Below are 15,888 nucleotides of genomic sequence, written 5' to 3' on the forward strand. Positions count from 1 at the left end.
CGTCGTGAGCGAAAGGGATTTTATTCCTCTCTTCAGAGTATTGAGTGCATACATCTCAGGCATCCCAGAAGTTGCCCAGACGGGTCAGGCGCTCTTGATATTCAATGCGCTCAAGCCAGGCAGCAGGCCAGGCATTCAATCCCAGATGAGCCCCAGCAAAAGCTCCAGTGAGGCACGCAATAGAATCGGAATCGCCAGAGGTGACGGCTGCGCGTCGAATGGCGGAGACGGCGTCATCTGGATGCATTAAAAAGCAGAGCAGTCCTGTAGCCAATGCCTCCTCTGCGATCCAGCCCGCGCCGGTTGCCAGGCAGGGATCAGTGCGACGATCAAGGTGGAACAAAGCATGCTGTAAGCGAGTCAATGCCGCCAGACATTCATCCCAGCCACGTCCGATAAACTCCTCCGGCGAAGCCGCTCCAGAGCGGTGCCAGAGTGGTCCAAGCCAGTCGTGATGATACGTGGTACGCTGACTCTGCGCATAATCAATCAATCTAGCCGTCAGGTCCGCTGGATCGCCATCCGCCACCAGATCAGCCACTGCGTAGGCCGTCAGATCGGCAGCAGCCAGACCTGTTGGATGACCATGCGTTAAAGCTGCCTGAAATTGCGCAATCGCTGCGCGCTCCGGGACAGTCACGCCGTCCTTGCTTGCCGTGAGCAGGCCCACCGGAGCCACGCGCATATTTGCTCCACAGCCCTTCGAGCGGATAATCGTTGCCTTGTACCAGGGTAGGCCGCAGGCCAGATAATCGCAAGCCTGGATACAGGTCATGCCGGGAGCACGATTATTATCCGGGCTCTCATTCCAGGCGGTAAAAGCGTCGCGCAGCGGATCTTCTAACGTCTTCAGCGTATACGGTCGGACAGCTTCCAGCAAAGCTTCGCCGACCGCCAGCGCCATCTGCGTATCATCTGTTACTCGAGCCAACGGATGCGCCAGATCTTGAGGTCCCGCTGGCGGATAGCGTCTGAGAATCTCATCAATCTGCAAAAACTCAGTCTCAGCCCCCAAAGCATCTCCATAAGCCATTCCCAGGAGGCAACCCAGAGCACGTTGGATGTGCGGGGCGCTATCAATAGGATTTTGCATATATACATACTCTCTATTTTTTCGCCAAACAAAATGATAGAATAGCTCTAATATAACATAGGATAACTGGCAACGCTACACGCTATTCTCACGCCCTGGCCGACACCACTTTGGATGGATGGCTATTACATACATAAGCAAGTACATTTTATTGCCAGGTCGCATAATTGTATTCTGGGCAGAATCGTGTATAGTAAGAGGGTAGCCGACTCCAGAGGCTCATAATGCCATGTCGCGACTGCACAAAGTTATCATAGAAGGAATTTTATAATCTTAGGAGAAGTCTTTTGCAGCTCAGAATTTATTTTAATCCTGCCGAACTTAGCTACGTTGAACCATCTGAAAATGATATTTATATTGTTATCGATGTTATGCGGGCAACCACGACGATGACGATTATGTTTGAGCAAGGCGCAAAGCAGGTGCTTGCCGCTCACACGCTCGAACAAGCTCTGGCTTCCGGGCAGACTATTCCGGGACGGCTCTTGTGTGGCGAACGCCATACTCAGACCCCTCCAGGATTCGATTATGGAAATTCACCAGCACAGTTTGCTCAAATGGATCTCACCGAGCGCGAGTTGGTGCTGACAACCAGCAATGGCACACGAGCACTCTTCGCCTGTCCAGAAAACAGTGTTCGTCTGGCTGGATGCTTTTATAATGGAGCGGCAGTGACAGCTAAAGCGTTAAAACTTGCACAGGAACAAGATAGCAATATCTCGATTGTGTGTGCGGCTGAATACGGTCATTTCGCGCTGGAAGACACGGCATGTGCAGGATATCTTGCACAAGAATTATTGCGCCAGTATCCTCACCTGATCATCCATGACAGCACATATGGTGCCATCACAATCTACGAAAACTATCCACCGGCTATTCTCCGCAAAAAGGCGCAATCATCCCTTGACCTGCTCGCTATCGGACACCAACGGGATATCGAGTACTGCCTGACAAAGAGTGGGAGCAACTATGTGCCCACAGTGACAGGTATCGAGGATCAGACAGGATTGCTGCAACTTGCCAGTCCAGCCTCCGAACTGATCAAAATTTAAAACGTATCCGATAAATAGTCTCATCACGACACCCATGATCAAAAAACTTCTAGAGCAGATATGACTCCTACACATAGCCAATCAACACTACAAAGGTGTACGTTTGTGTAGGACTCTTTTTTCGACAAGAAACGCCAGTTGCTTTCTTTATATAAAATCACATGCGTGATGATAGATATGATATACTTAAATAAGGCTAAATCACAACTCATGAACAGAGATATTTATTATCTGACAGAAATTGCCATTATTTGCAAGTGCAGAAAACCTTCAGGACATCGGATCGTATTACATTGCTGAGAAAGCTTTATCATGACTACAAGAACGCAACATCCATTCTTAGAGCGATTACGGCATGGACCGCTACTGTGCGATGGTGGAATGGGAACTGAGCTCTATGCACGAGGGATCTCTTACGAACGGTGTTTTGAACACCTTAATCTCACGGAACCCGAGCTCATCAAATCAATCCACCTCGACTACGTAGCCGCCGGCGCTCAGATCATTGAAACCAACACCTTTGGAGCAAATCGCTTTCGTCTCGCCGAGCATGGTTTAGAGCATAAAGTCTATGAGATCAATCGAGCCGGCGCAAAAATCGCCCGTGAGGTGCGCGAATTAAGCGAACAGCCAATCTTCCTGGCCGGGAACATAGGACCACTGGGAAGTCCCCTCGCTCCGATCGGTACCATCCAGCCAGAGGACGCCCGAGCGGCCTTTCTCGAACAGACAGAAGCACTCCTCCAATCGAGCGTTGACCTCTTGATCATTGAAACGATGTCCGATCTGGCCGAAATGCGCGAGGCGTTGACGGCTGTGCGCACACTCACCGACCTACCTGTCGTAGCCCTGATGTCCTTTGGAGAAGACGGCACGGTCATGAGCGGCGAGGATGCTCTGATGGTGGCACAGACGCTACGCGATCTGGGCGCCAATGTCGTTGGAGTTAATTGTGCCCTCGGACCCGCCAGTATCTTTGATGTGGCTCAGAGCATGTGTAGCTATGCGACCGAGGATTTCTTCGTGGCGGTCCAGCCTAACGCTGGCCTACCTCGACGCGTTGGCAATAGATTTATTTATGTCTCGACGCCTGATTACTTCGCTGATTACACACGTCGCTTCCTCAATATCGGCATCAGAATGATCGGTGGCTGCTGTGGAACCACCCCCCAACATATCGCGGCCATGCACAATGTGCTTGCCGAGTTAACACCCGCAACAACGCTTGAGGAGACAATTCAACCATCAACTGCTACGCTTGAGGCCATACGCGAGCGCAATCAGGAAGCTGCGACGCCTCCAGTAGATACGCCACCAGCCTCGACACAGTTTGCACAATGGCTACAAGAAAATCACTTCGTGATTAGCGTGGAGATGAGCCCTCCCAGAAGCGTGAAGTTTACGCGCTTCCTCCAGAACGCTACCTTCATTCGCGAGAGCGGAGCCAACACGATTAATATCACGGATAATGCCATGGCTCTGGTCCGTATGAATAATGTCGCAGCAGCCCGGCTGATCCAGCAGCACGTCGGGATTGAGACTATCGTGCACTTCACACCACGCGACCGCAATCTGATGGCAGTCCAGAGTGACCTCATCGGAGCACACGCCACCGATATTCACAATATTCTTGCCGTCACTGGAGATCCTCCCGGGCGTGGCAATTTTCCAAATGCAACGGGCATCTGGGATGTCGATAGCATCGGATTGATCTCCATTTTGAGTAGTCTCAACCAGGGACGGGATGCTAATCGCCGCAAGCTGGCCGTTGCCAGTTCCTTCTTCATCGGATGCGCCGCCAATCCAGTGGCCACCGACATCGAACTGGAGCTCACACGCCTGCACAGCAAGATCGAAGGCGGAGCGCAATATATCATGACTCAGCCTGTATTCGACGCTCAGATCTACTTAAATTTCATCCAGATGTATAAAGATCGCTATGGAGAAATCTCCATTCCCATTTTGATAGGTTTACAGCCTCTGCACTCGTATCAGCAGGCCGAAAAATTTCACAATGAGGTGCCCGGGATTGTAATTCCTGAGGAGATACGAACCCGCCTGCGCCTGGCTGGAGAGTCTGGTGGCACCGTCGGTCTGGAGATCACGAGGGAGCTTTTCGATGTTCTGGCACCAGAGGTACAAGGTGCGTATATCATGCCGCTTGACCGCTTTGAGCTCATAGGTGAACTTATCCCTTACATTCGTAATGTCGTACGTTCACGTATCATATCCTCGTAACTCATTTGCCATGGGGACACTACATCTCGAAGTGTTCCCAGAATAAGTGTCGAGCGCAGCGAGGACACCGTAGCGTCGCACGCTCGCGTGCGATGTCCCAGTAACTCGTACGATATCGCTCCCCAGCACTGCGTGCCGAGATCGGGTGTTTCGTACGTCGAGTGGGACATCGCACGCAAGCGTGCGACGCTACTCGTGACGGAGTTTACTGTACATCAACAGATCGTGCCATTGACCGCTCCGCCACTGGGCCTGACGCATAATTCCTTCGCGGCTAAAACCTGCTTTTTCCAGTGCACGCTGTTCAGGGATATTCTCAACATCAGTTGAAGCCTCGACACGACTGATCGGATAGGTGTCAAAAAGATATTGCGCCAGCAGCTTTTGTGCCTCTACGCCATATCCTTGTCCACGATGCTCGGGCAATAGCTCAATACCAATATTGTAAGCGCTGCTGCCGTCGTTCGGTCCATAGCGGACAGTATGATAAGAGAGAGAGCCGACAAACTGATCGTTCAATGTCGCGACAATGAGTGTCCCAGATGTGGAGCTCAATAATCCATTCTTCTCAAATGCATCTGTGAAGTGCCGCTCTGGGGTAAAGCCAAAGTTATTGTATGAGCTGATAAACTCAACGTCATTAGCTCGCGCACCTACTAATAATAGATCTGCATTTGTTACTGGGCGTATACATATTTTTTTCCCACGGATCATAATAATTCAATCCTTACATTTTTAGTCACACCACGTTATAAATCATAGCCAGATGGCAACGGATACCATTATTCAAAAACTCACAATCTCATGATACATGGACATATCCAGCCAGTTGCGTAGGATTATTTGACCTGAATACCGACGCGCTCAAGCAATTGTCGACATAATTCGGCTCGATATTTGATCGGCTTGCGACTGGAGCTATGCGAGTCCGATCCTGAGCTGACCAACAATTGATGTGTCTGTGCATATGCAAGATACATCTCACGCTGCTCATCCGTATGCAAAGGATAATATGCCTCCAGGCCGTCGAGATCAACCTCCTGGCGCAGTTGATCAAGCATTGTCTCGCTAAAACGCGTAATATCGTCGCGTCCAGGATGTGCCAGAATACAGACCGCTCCCGCTTGATGCGCCGCCTTAACAACTGCCGCACAATCGCTTGAAACGGAGCGTAGTCCGGCATCGGTCAATATCTTCCACAAAGTGAGCGTGTTAGGAGCATATTTATGTACGATCAGCAAACGTGCAATATCGTCAAAATGGAGCGGCATCCCATTGCTATGCGGCAAGACAGCTTGCTGGCGCGGGAAGGTGTATCCTTTGTGGATAAGATCCTCGTAGACTGCATGGATATTCTCCTGCTGGCCTTGTATCACTGCATCACCGAGCGCCTTCAGCTCCTCGTGCTGAGGACCAAAACCATAACAAAGGATATCAGTCGGATACTCATGCCACTTTGTGGTCATTTCAACCGCCGCCAGCACGGGTAATTGCTTCTGTGCCGCCAACTGCTGCGTCAAGGCGGAGACCTCAACACGATCATGATCGGTGACTGCGACCAGAGCAAAATGCTCACTCACTAAATAATCGATCAATTTTTCAGGGGTCCACAATCCATCGCTATAGGTTGTATGCATCTGTAAGTCAATCGCATCATCGGAAGAGAGTACGAGATGCGAAGTTAGTAGTTCCAATGGAGAATCCTTTCTAGTAAATGCGCCTATATACGCAATAGTTTATGCACTTTGGCAAGCCCCTCTTCCTCAAAAAAGAGAGCCTCTACATAACGTATCACATCAAGCCACGAAAATGTCATGTCTCCAGGCAGGTAATATCGCTTTAAAATAAGTATGCATGAATTCTTCTATATTTATGGATTTTTATGGCTTCTTAATATATATTTTATGTTTATGAGCATATAAGGCGTTATAATCTCTGTACATGGCCGATAAAGGCCACAAGATGAAAGGATATAATATATGCGAACTCGCGTGGCGATTTCCACCCATACATATCTTCAGAACATACCTCGTCGTTCTCTTTGTCTGGCTGGTTTGGGATTAGTGGCGGCCGGACTTGAGCTAAAATATAGAGGAGTTGTGGGGGCAGCAAAATATATGGCTGAGCTTTCGACCCCCCAGACGTTACTGGTACGACAGAACAATTTCACCAATGCGCTGGCGTGGTCTCCTCACGACGATCTCATCGCCTCTGGAGGAAACTCTGCGCCCATTGAGATCTGGGATGCAAAGACCGGCAAGACACTAACCAGTATTCAATCTCAGGATGGCGTAGTCCTTGCCTGGTCGCCGGATGGTCGCTTTCTTGTAACCGCGGGCGGCATCGAGCCCAATGCCCAAACAGCCACTGATACACATCATGTGCAGCCAGTTTCTCCAATGACAATCTGGAATGCACACACAGGCGCCAAAGTCATGACCTCCGCAGGCATGTCTTACATCAATGCAGTTGCCTGGTCGCCCGATGGCAAGCGGATCGCCTTGTCTGGCAGTGACGTGCAGGGAGCCAGCGTCCATATTTGTGATGCGATCACAGGCAAGGTTGTACTTACCTATCGAGGACAGGTTGTCTCACGCCTGGCCTGGTCACCCGACAGCCAATTTTTGGCCTCAAGCATCGACAATATTATCGGAGGCATCTTTGAACGCACCATCCGTATCTGGCATAGCCGCACTGGCAAGAATATCCTGACGCTCAAAGGTGCAGCCAATGCGCTGGCATGGTCGCCCGATGGCCAGTTGCTGGCATATGACGATGGTGAAAAGATCAAAGTTATTACTGTAGCCACTGGCAAAACCTCTGCCCAATATACGATTCCGAGCGGCGGTGCACCAATACTAGCAATTGCCTGGTCGCCCAATGGGCATTATCTGGGCTGTGCCGGCGGTAGTCCACAATTTCCTGATCCCAAAGGTTTTGCACTCATTTATAACATTGCCAATGGTCAAACAACTTCATATAAAGGACACACACTGACCATCACGAATCTGGCCTGGTCGCCGAGCGGAGACCAGATTGTGACTTCCTCATACGACAACACGATTCGTGTCTGGAGCATTTATACAGCTTAATCAAGGAGCATCACGACCAAACGTCGCGTCAGATGCTTGGTCGCGATGAGATGCATCCGTGAGAAAACTTCTGGATGTGGGTATACAGATAAACCAGGAAGCTCTATCTTGTGGTATTATTTGTTTACTATGTAGAGTGGCGGCTAAACATACCAATTGAAATGATACTTTATCAAATTGGCTCGATATTGAAGTAGATGATCCCAACGCATACTTCAACTTAGCGCTAAAAAGCCGACTTAAACATTGAAGAGTCTCAATCCATCTCTGCGGCTACCTACCAAGCAAACAACAACGACTTTGTTCAGTCTTGTCTACGATAATGAAATTACATGTACTTGTCACAGAATATATATCGAAAGGTTACTATAAATCATGTTATTGGCTGGTGACATTGGGGGGACAAAAACTAATCTGGCGCTGTATGCATCAAAAGAAGATGTGCGAGCACCATTGCGCGAAGCAACATTACCCAGTGCAAAGTATGCCACACTGGCAGCCCTGGTGCATGACTTTATGACTCAGATTAATCTGCCAGATATTACAATCGAGCAGGGTGTATTTGGCGTGGCTGGTCCTGTGGTAGCGGGCAAGGCAAAGATCACAAATTTGCCCTGGCAGATGGAAGAAAGGCAGTTGGAGCGAACATTAAAAATCCCCGCAATTACACTATTAAACGATCTAGCTGCGCTCGCCAATGCAATCCCCCATCTGCGTCCATCTGACCTGCACACCATCAACGAAGGAAAGCGGGCCACGCATGGAACATTCGCCGTCGTTGCGCCCGGTACTGGTCTAGGAGAGGCAACATTAACCTGGGATGGTGCTCATTATCGTGTCCACCCATCAGAAGGTGGTCATGTTGACTTTGCTCCCACCAACGGCTTCGAGATCGGAATGCTCGTCCACCTCTTAAAACAGATGCCTCACGTGAGCTACGAACATGTCTGCTCAGGAGTCGGGCTCCCCAATATTTATAACTATATCAAAGCATCAGGCCTTTTCAACGAACCTCAATGGCTGGCGGACCAGCTCGCCCAGACAACTGACCATAATCCAATCATTGTCAAAGCAGCTATGGCTACCAACGAACAGGGAGAAAAGGCGAGTATTTGTGTCGCCACGCTCAAAGCATTCGCCTCGATCCTTGGAGCTGAATGTGGCAACATGGTGTTAAAAGCGCTGGCAACTGGAGGAGTCTATCTTGGAGGAGGCATCCCACCACGCATCCTCCCATTCCTGCAACAACAGGAATTCCTGCACGCCTTTACAAGCAAAGGTCGCTTCACCGAGATGCTGGCCGATGTGCCCGTGCATGTAATTCTCAATAATAAAGCTGGATTAATTGGAGCTGCATCTTTAGGATTTGATCTTTAAAGCAAAGATCAAATTCGCCTTTTTATAGATCTATGCCGGCATTTATTTTACGGGCATAGATCTACTTTCTTACTTAAATGATTTAAAATGTACGCGCTACAATGGCATCGATAGCTTGCAGCTCGGCATCGCTGAATTCCAGATTATTAAGTGCGGCCACGTTTTCTTCGATCTGAGCGACTTTGGATGCTCCGATGAGCACACTGGTGACAGCAGGTAAGCGCAGGTTCCAGGCCAGAGACATCTGAGCCAGTGTCTGCCCACGTTCCTGAGCGATCTTGTTCAGATTACGGATCTGTGTCAACTTCTCGCCCTGCACTACATCTTCATTGTTTGTACGCCCCCACCAGGCAGCTGCACGCGAATCATTGGGAAGATCCTCGCCCAGATACTTGTCGGAGAGCAGCCCCTGTGCCAGCGGGCTGAAAGTAATCACGCCAATCCCGTTCCGGGCGGTATGATCAAAGAGGTTATATTCCGGACGGCGATCAAGCAGGTTATAGCGCGGCTGATGGATCGTGATAGGAGTAAGTCCCATCTGTCTGGTCACCTGTACTGCTTGCTCCAGATGATCGCCTGGAAAGTTGCTCACACCGACGTAGAGCGCTTTCCCCTGGCGGACAATCAAGTCTAGGGCGGCCATGGTCTCTTCAAGTGGTGTACTTGGATCAGGACGATGGGCGTAAAAAATATCGACATAATCGAGTTGCAGTCGCTTTAGTGATTGATCCAGACTGGCGACAAGATTCTTTTTTGAAGTCCATTCTCCATAGGGTCCCGGCCACATAAGATAGCCAGCTTTACTCGAAATAATCAGCTCATCGCGCGGCATATCCTTGAGGATCTTGCCTACAATCTTTTCAGCATTGCCCGGAGGTCGTCCATAGTTATTCGCCAGGTCAAAGTGCGTAATTCCAAGATCAAAGGCACGATAAAGACAGGCGCGAGCAATCTCTTCACCGCGATATCCACCAAAGGTTTCCCAGGCTCCCAGGGAGATCGCGGGTAACATAAGACCAGAGCGACCGCTACGACGATATTGCATGGTGTCGTAACGATTTTCGGCAAACTGAGGGGCATCCTGCTCTGACATACTATTCCTCTTTTCTCTATCTCTACTCACACACCAGCCAGACAAATATTATTTCTCGATTGCGGGTGTATTGCCACGTACCAATGTGCGCGTAGTGGTCGGTGCGGCCCATTTGATCGCGTTGCTGATGACCTTCTGAACCTCAGGATTGTGATAGGTTGGGATGGTTTCATGGCCGGGACGGAAGTAGAAGATACGTCCTTGACCGCGTGTGTAGCAGCAACCGCTACGGAAGACCTCGCCGCCAGTGAACCAACTGACAAAGACCAGGGTATCAGGCTCTGGGATACCAAACGGCTCACCATACATCTCCTCATGCTCAAGCTCGATGTAATCGCCGATGCCTTCTGTAATGGGATGTCCTGGAGCCACCACCCAGAGACGCTCCTTATCATTGGACTCGCGCCAGCGCAGATCACAATCGGTACCCATCAAAGCTTTAAAGATCTTAGAGAAGTGACCTGAATGCAAGACGATCAACCCCATGCCATCCAGAACGCGCCGCTGAACTTTGGCAACGATCTCATCCTGGACTTCGGGATGAGCTCGATGTCCCCACCAGGTTAACACATCGGTATTCTCCAGCACCTCATCGGTCAGGCCATGCTCAGGCTCATCAAGAGTGGCTGTACGAATAGTGAAATTATCTGTACTCAGCGCCTTCGCCAGCGTCCCATGAATGCCTTCAGGATAAATCCTGGCTACCTCCGGCGACGAGATTTCATGGCGATATTCGTTCCAGATCGTTACACGTATATTTTCTGTCATTCCACATCTCCTTCTATATCCAATACCAACAACAGATTGGCTTGAGAGAGGTTTGCTTGGGTTAGGTGATGGGAAACATGAAAAAGCGAAGCGCTTCCCATCACCCAATCCAATCGCGCCATCATTGCTTGCCATCATTGTAGCACGTGTTTACGGCCAGAGGTCTGCGAAATCGCGACATATTTTAGTATTTATCTGCCCTATGAAGTTCATAACTATTGCCGATGGTAGAGCTACAGCAGCTATTTCTATAATGCTCATTCTTTGGTAGAGACCTCTATGATAATTATAAAGGCATAGAGCATTCAATACAAAAATGGAGCGCAGAACATATACTCCATGAAAGGATCAGGACACATATGAACGAATTGCAAGAGAAAAAAGCTCCTTTAGAGCCAAAGAAACGTTCCGCCTGGCATCGCTACCGAGGCTCGCCCAAAGCACGTCAGACAACCACAACGCTTTTGTTTGTGATACCGATAGCTGTTCTCATCATCTTGATGTACACCGTTTTTATCCGAGCGCCCTTTAATCCAAAAGAGGGATTACCCCAGGCAGCAGTGCAGCAGCCCTCAAATTCATTGAGCTCGATAGTACTCCAGGTCCTCAATGACATGAACGCTCACAGTTGGGACCCGCAACATCAAACGACGTTGATCAACTGGCGTAAAAGCGATACCGCACAGATCAATTGCGGTCCCAAGGCCTGCGACCAGCGTGGGCACTCAACCCGCACAGATAGTGCCAATGATCTACGCCTGCTCGAAAATATGTACTGGTATAGATCCAGCCATCCAGGCGACACGTCGATGAATACATACATTACACGTCTCCTGCCTACAGTCCAAAGAGAATGGGGACATACGGTCCTCAATAAGGGCTGGATCTACTTTACACTGATGCATTTGAGAGACTTTAGTCATGATACAGACTATTGGAATACTGCGATGCGTGGTTGGGCAGCCTCACAGTATAAGCTGATCGACCCTCAACTCGGAGTGCAACATGGTCCCGTCGATACTACCGCCGGCAGCGATCGACAACGCTTGCAAGATGGCTATCGCGTTGATCACGCCCTTGAAACCGGACTGGCCCTCGTCGATGCTGGCACTCGCTTCCAGCATCCAGAATGGATCACCGCCGGTCGTAGAGACGTCCAGACCGTGATCCAGCAGACCTATGACACCCACTATCACCTCTTCGGACGCCTCTACATCATCAACGATCCAAAGTTTGGCTCACATAAACTGCTGGACCCGCAAGCGCGCATGGGCGAGACCGGTCAGGAGATCGAAGCCTTAATTCGCTCCGGCGTCTATACTCATACACCAGCGTATCTCTCGCTGGCAAAAGAGATGCTCGATGGGCTTGTGACCTCGCCTTTACGTGATCCTGTCAACGGTGGCTTTTACTTCAAGCTCTTCCTGGGACCTTACCTCGGTCATGAGACAGGCTATGTCGATCAGAGTATCAAAGAGACGCGTCAATTGCACACTCTGATAGCAGTCCACCTCGCCAACCAGGCATTCAATAATCGCTGGTCAGAGCTAGAACAGAGCCTGATCAACGTGGCCAGACAACGCCTCTTCCTGGCAGGTCCCGTACCCGGCTTCAGTTATCGCGTGCTACCAAACGGCCAGGAGTATCCCTGCAAAACCTGCGCCGCCCCCCAGCGTGAAGACTGGGTTACTTCAGAAGCCGACAACATCGCACTGGTAGCACTCCAGACCGTGATTACCAACGAAACCGTCCAAAAGTAGCGTTCGACGCTACCTTTGGTTACCATACTTGCATGCCCTACGACTCACAGATGTGAGACATTTTTGAGATTTACACGTATTCATCTATCAAATGAAGCGTACAGGAGAGACAGAAACTGGTACAATTCATTATGGTTGCCAGGCTATCTTTCCCGTGATGTAATTCCCGCTTAGTTCCTCTGCACCGGGAAAAGGGTGAGGCGTTCTGTCATGCAAGTCAACCAACAACAGAGACCCGGTATCGACAAATGCAATCCGGGTGCCATCGGGCGACCAGGTCGGCCAGACAGGAGTGGTCATCTCATTCTCACCCAGCTGCCGCGGCCTGGTCAGGGCATGGACCTGTTGCCCATCGGCCCGACCTATCCAGAGGACACATTGGCCATCACGGGGCTGTCCTTCTGGATAGCCGGCAAAGGCAAGATACTGCCCATCGGGCGACCAGGCCACATGATGATGGGGCCAAAATCTGGTTGTGCCCAGGATATACAGGGCAGAGCCATCCCAGGGCAATACGCACACCAATTGCTCGCCCACTTTTGGACCTTCCCTACCTTCCACTTCATCAGTCGTAGCGATACAGGCAAGATGGCGACTATCGGGCGACCAAGCATAGAGATGCGCTTCCCAGGGTCTCTCAAAGATCACTTTTCCTTCAATATTCACCACTTGCAAGTGCTCATCAACCCGGCTTTCCACAAGCTGACCCTGACTATCGAAGCTTTCCACGCGCTGGTACAGATGCGAGGCAAAGAACTGGCCATTGGGTGACCAGTTTGTGACCGTACTCCAACTATGTCCGTGCCGCGAGAAATATATGTGCTCCCCAGGAGTAAGCAAACGCCGGCGCTTTCCATCCGGCTCCATCACATAAATGGTCTCAGTCTCATCGTGATACTGCCAGAGTCCGGTCAACTCGCCACTCTCCCCCGACCAGATCGCAAAGGCGCTTTCTCCCATGATCAGTTCTATTGTCCCACTCTCAACCTCCATCAGGCAGGACTTTCCGGCCTCGTCGCTACCCGGCTCATTCGTAAAGGCTAGCTTGCGTCCATCCGGAGACCAGCTCCAGATAAATCTCCCTCTGGCCTGAGCCATCTGCCGTATCGTTTTGCTCTCGCTCTCAAAGAGAAAAAATGTATACGACCCATTTGTGCTCGGCGTAGGAAGGACAGAAAAAGCGAGATAGCATCCGTCTGGTGACCAATTGTAATATTCTACGCGCATATCCGGAAAAAAGTGACTCACTTCACGGCTAATGGTATTGAGCAGACACAACTCCAGACGCTGATCAGTAAAGGCAATCCAGGTTGACATATTTCCTCCTCTTTGGGTAGATAGTGCTTATCTATCTATTCCTGGGCAGCTCCTAAAACCGGATGTCACCCGCGTAGTTTGATACGGAAGTAGTATTCGTTGGTGTAATTGCCATAGATGCCATCGATGGTGTCTGAGAGTGGATTGCCTCCACGGGGCACGGTGAAGGTCGGTTCAAGGCAAAAATCGTAGTCGGTACAGCCAGGAAACGCTGAGATATTAAGCCGCGTAGGAGGCTCAAGTTGGGTACCATCTGTATCAGCAGCTGTCCCAGGATACACATTGATCGTGTTCCCTTGAGCATCCATCGTAATCAGATAGAAATGTCCCTGCGTATCCTGGATCATACGCGCTTTATTTACAGCGGAGATATCCATTTTAACATTCTTGATCACCTTCCCTTGCGCGACAATGGCCTGATGAGCACCATCATATTGATCATTATAAAGCACATGGGTACGTCCCTGAGTATCCATATACACATCGGTGACATACGTAATATCAGCGTCGTTGGCGCTGCGCGGTTGAACCTGGACAATATTGAGTTGTTGCAATGTAGGAGCAGTAACATTGCCAATATAGAAGTAGCTGATCTGATTAAAAATATAATCAAATCCCGAGGACGAAGGATAATTCAAATAGACACGTTCCACATCGCGCATGGCCACGATTGCCAGATCGTTATGATCACCAGGAAAAAAGTAAGCATAGGTATGTCTATACTGCATCTGACTCGTATGAAAAGTCCAATCATGCGTTGCAGCCGAGTAGTAGGTCCAGTAGAAAATACCAGGCACATCGCCTCCGGTCTGGAAAAAGACAATATCTCCCTGTGCATTGATCGATGCTCCACTATAGCCCTGGTCAGAGGACCACTGTCCCTGCAAAACTTCCTGAGTAAAGCTCTGACCCATATCGGTTGAGACCAGATGCAGCGCCACTTGATTCGTCCCCGGCCAGGCAAAAAGATGGATCTGGTCATCGGGTCCGCGGATGATATTGATCGGCTCTGTTCCTGCGTCTCCTTGCTTGATATCCTCCCAGTGCGTGCTATCAGGTGCTTTATGCAGCAGATGCCAGGTACGATCACGATCTCCACTGCCTGCAGAGATATAGGTTGTAAAAAGATCCCCTGTAGTCATGCGAATAATACGCAGTTTCTGAGTTCCCCAACCGTTGGGTACATAGACATTATTGGTCCCAAACGCCTGATCAGTCACCTGTCCCAACGCCTCCAACACAGGCTGACCGGGAGTGCCAGGTTGCACAACCGTTGACTGGCTCTCAGGTACCGCTACTGAGGCCAGTGGCGTTGGAGAAAGGCTATTTCCAGAGAGAGTTGTCTGACTGCTTTGATTATGCTGCCCGCTGATCATAGCTGGAATTTGTAAGTAGATGCCCTGAGTAGCAATCAGGTACGATGAAATGACGATCACAACGACGAGTACAAAGATAAATAATGGGCGTTTCCATGGACGCTTGTTCATATCCTCTTTTGAAGGAGGCAGATTTTTCGGCTTCACCTCGGCAATCCTTCTTCATAGATATTTATCTAACACGTTTACAATCTCAATCTACAAGCATATTCCGGGATCATACAAAAAAGCACGAACCCCATCAAAAAACTAGGAATGAGCAATACCATTTGGTGGTAGGAGTAAAATGATAGTATACACACATATATAAAAATAAACGCTTACAATCAGTCCATAATCTCTCAACATTTTAATCTAGTTCTCCATTTTCACTTCATTGATGTTCAATGAAACGCACGATACGCCTTGAAATGAGCAGATGATGCACTTCTTTTCTTGCATCCACCCCCTGATTGTAACCGCTTGATAGATCTTATCATCCTTGATGGATCAGGCAGTAGTGCGGATATGATATAATCCCCACGTCGTATAAACTCAGCCATTCACACAACGTAAAGCATAAAGCATTACAGATCTTAAGGAGTTCAGCATCAAAAGCATAGATAAAGATTTCAGCCTCAAGAAACTGAATAATGCACCTTTCCATCTCGCTGGCGGTATACAGAAAGGTCAGAATTTAGGCGATTTGGATCTTTTTATGGCAAAATATTGTAGTAAATACA

At 49.5% G+C, this 15,888-nt stretch carries 12 protein-coding genes; 5 read left to right on the plus strand and 7 right to left on the minus strand.

What is annotated here, in order from left to right:
- Nucleotides 1-55: 55 nt before the first annotated feature.
- Nucleotides 56-1,093 (minus strand): ADP-ribosylglycohydrolase family protein, encoded by a 1,038-nt coding sequence (locus AC27N8_RS08790; protein ID WP_487066041.1) that lies wholly within the window; start codon nt 1,091-1,093, stop codon nt 56-58.
- Nucleotides 1,094-1,380: 287 nt separating this feature from the next.
- Here AC27N8_RS08790 and AC27N8_RS08795 point away from each other — a divergent pair, with 287 nt between their 5' ends.
- Both AC27N8_RS08795 and AC27N8_RS08800 read left to right on the plus strand, forming a co-directional pair.
- On the plus strand, nt 1,381-2,145 hold the full coding sequence (locus AC27N8_RS08795; protein ID WP_487066043.1) for a 2-phosphosulfolactate phosphatase: 765 nt from the start codon (nt 1,381-1,383) through the stop codon (nt 2,143-2,145).
- A 312-nt stretch (nt 2,146-2,457) separates the two neighbouring features.
- On the plus strand, nt 2,458-4,383 hold the full coding sequence (locus tag AC27N8_RS08800) for a bifunctional homocysteine S-methyltransferase/methylenetetrahydrofolate reductase (RefSeq protein ID WP_487066045.1): 1,926 nt from the start codon (nt 2,458-2,460) through the stop codon (nt 4,381-4,383).
- A 189-nt stretch (nt 4,384-4,572) separates the two neighbouring features.
- Here the strand turns inward: AC27N8_RS08800 and AC27N8_RS08805 are convergent, their stop codons facing one another.
- Together AC27N8_RS08805 and AC27N8_RS08810 are read right to left on the minus strand one after the other, a co-directional pair.
- Nucleotides 4,573-5,097, minus strand: coding sequence for a GNAT family N-acetyltransferase (locus tag AC27N8_RS08805; protein ID WP_487066047.1), 525 nt, complete (start codon nt 5,095-5,097; stop codon nt 4,573-4,575).
- 125 nt (nt 5,098-5,222) lie between these two features.
- Complete coding sequence (locus AC27N8_RS08810; protein ID WP_487066049.1) at nt 5,223-6,077, minus strand: PHP domain-containing protein; 855 nt, start codon at nt 6,075-6,077, stop codon at nt 5,223-5,225.
- A 285-nt stretch (nt 6,078-6,362) separates the two neighbouring features.
- Between AC27N8_RS08810 and AC27N8_RS08815 the strand changes: the two genes are divergently transcribed.
- Both AC27N8_RS08815 and glk read left to right on the plus strand, forming a co-directional pair.
- Nucleotides 6,363-7,475, plus strand: a complete 1,113-nt coding sequence (locus AC27N8_RS08815; protein WP_487066051.1) for a WD40 repeat domain-containing protein — start codon at nt 6,363-6,365, stop codon at nt 7,473-7,475.
- A gap of 375 nt (nt 7,476-7,850) precedes the next feature.
- Nucleotides 7,851-8,852, plus strand: coding sequence for a glucokinase (gene glk / locus AC27N8_RS08820; RefSeq protein ID WP_487066053.1), 1,002 nt, complete (start codon nt 7,851-7,853; stop codon nt 8,850-8,852).
- 82 nt (nt 8,853-8,934) lie between these two features.
- Here glk and AC27N8_RS08825 read toward each other — a convergent pair whose 3' ends face one another.
- On the minus strand, nt 8,935-9,945 hold the full coding sequence (locus AC27N8_RS08825; RefSeq protein WP_487066055.1) for an aldo/keto reductase: 1,011 nt from the start codon (nt 9,943-9,945) through the stop codon (nt 8,935-8,937).
- A gap of 48 nt (nt 9,946-9,993) precedes the next feature.
- Nucleotides 9,994-10,713, minus strand: coding sequence for a ThuA domain-containing protein (locus AC27N8_RS08830; protein WP_487066057.1), 720 nt, complete (start codon nt 10,711-10,713; stop codon nt 9,994-9,996).
- A 359-nt stretch (nt 10,714-11,072) separates the two neighbouring features.
- On the opposite strand from AC27N8_RS08830, the gene AC27N8_RS08835 reads away from it, so the two are divergent.
- Nucleotides 11,073-12,473, plus strand: coding sequence for a hypothetical protein (locus tag AC27N8_RS08835; RefSeq protein WP_487066059.1), 1,401 nt, complete (start codon nt 11,073-11,075; stop codon nt 12,471-12,473).
- Between the two features lie 129 nt (nt 12,474-12,602).
- Here the strand turns inward: AC27N8_RS08835 and AC27N8_RS08840 are convergent, their stop codons facing one another.
- Together AC27N8_RS08840 and AC27N8_RS08845 are read right to left on the minus strand one after the other, a co-directional pair.
- Nucleotides 12,603-13,790, minus strand: a complete 1,188-nt coding sequence (locus AC27N8_RS08840) for a hypothetical protein (protein WP_487066061.1) — start codon at nt 13,788-13,790, stop codon at nt 12,603-12,605.
- A 65-nt stretch (nt 13,791-13,855) separates the two neighbouring features.
- On the minus strand, nt 13,856-15,313 hold the full coding sequence (locus AC27N8_RS08845; RefSeq protein ID WP_487066063.1) for a hypothetical protein: 1,458 nt from the start codon (nt 15,311-15,313) through the stop codon (nt 13,856-13,858).
- Nucleotides 15,314-15,888: the final 575 nt, after the last annotated feature.

The sequence above is a fragment of the Dictyobacter sp. Z7_2 genome (assembly GCF_057551105.1).

Bases quoted from the DNA above. Each gene is read 5' to 3' on its own strand.
- AC27N8_RS08790 (WP_487066041.1), bottom strand. From the start codon at position 1,093: ATGCAAAATCCTATTGATAGCGCCCCGCACATCCAACGTGCTCTGGGT.
- AC27N8_RS08800 (WP_487066045.1), top strand. From the start codon at position 2,458: ATGACTACAAGAACGCAACATCCATTCTTAGAGCGATTACGGCATGGA.
- AC27N8_RS08805 (WP_487066047.1), bottom strand. From the start codon at position 5,097: ATGATCCGTGGGAAAAAAATATGTATACGCCCAGTAACAAATGCAGAT.
- AC27N8_RS08815 (WP_487066051.1), top strand. From the start codon at position 6,363: ATGCGAACTCGCGTGGCGATTTCCACCCATACATATCTTCAGAACATA.
- glk (WP_487066053.1), top strand. From the start codon at position 7,851: ATGTTATTGGCTGGTGACATTGGGGGGACAAAAACTAATCTGGCGCTG.
- AC27N8_RS08825 (WP_487066055.1), bottom strand. From the start codon at position 9,945: ATGTCAGAGCAGGATGCCCCTCAGTTTGCCGAAAATCGTTACGACACC.
- AC27N8_RS08830 (WP_487066057.1), bottom strand. From the start codon at position 10,713: ATGACAGAAAATATACGTGTAACGATCTGGAACGAATATCGCCATGAA.
- AC27N8_RS08835 (WP_487066059.1), top strand. From the start codon at position 11,073: ATGAACGAATTGCAAGAGAAAAAAGCTCCTTTAGAGCCAAAGAAACGT.
- AC27N8_RS08840 (WP_487066061.1), bottom strand. From the start codon at position 13,790: ATGTCAACCTGGATTGCCTTTACTGATCAGCGTCTGGAGTTGTGTCTG.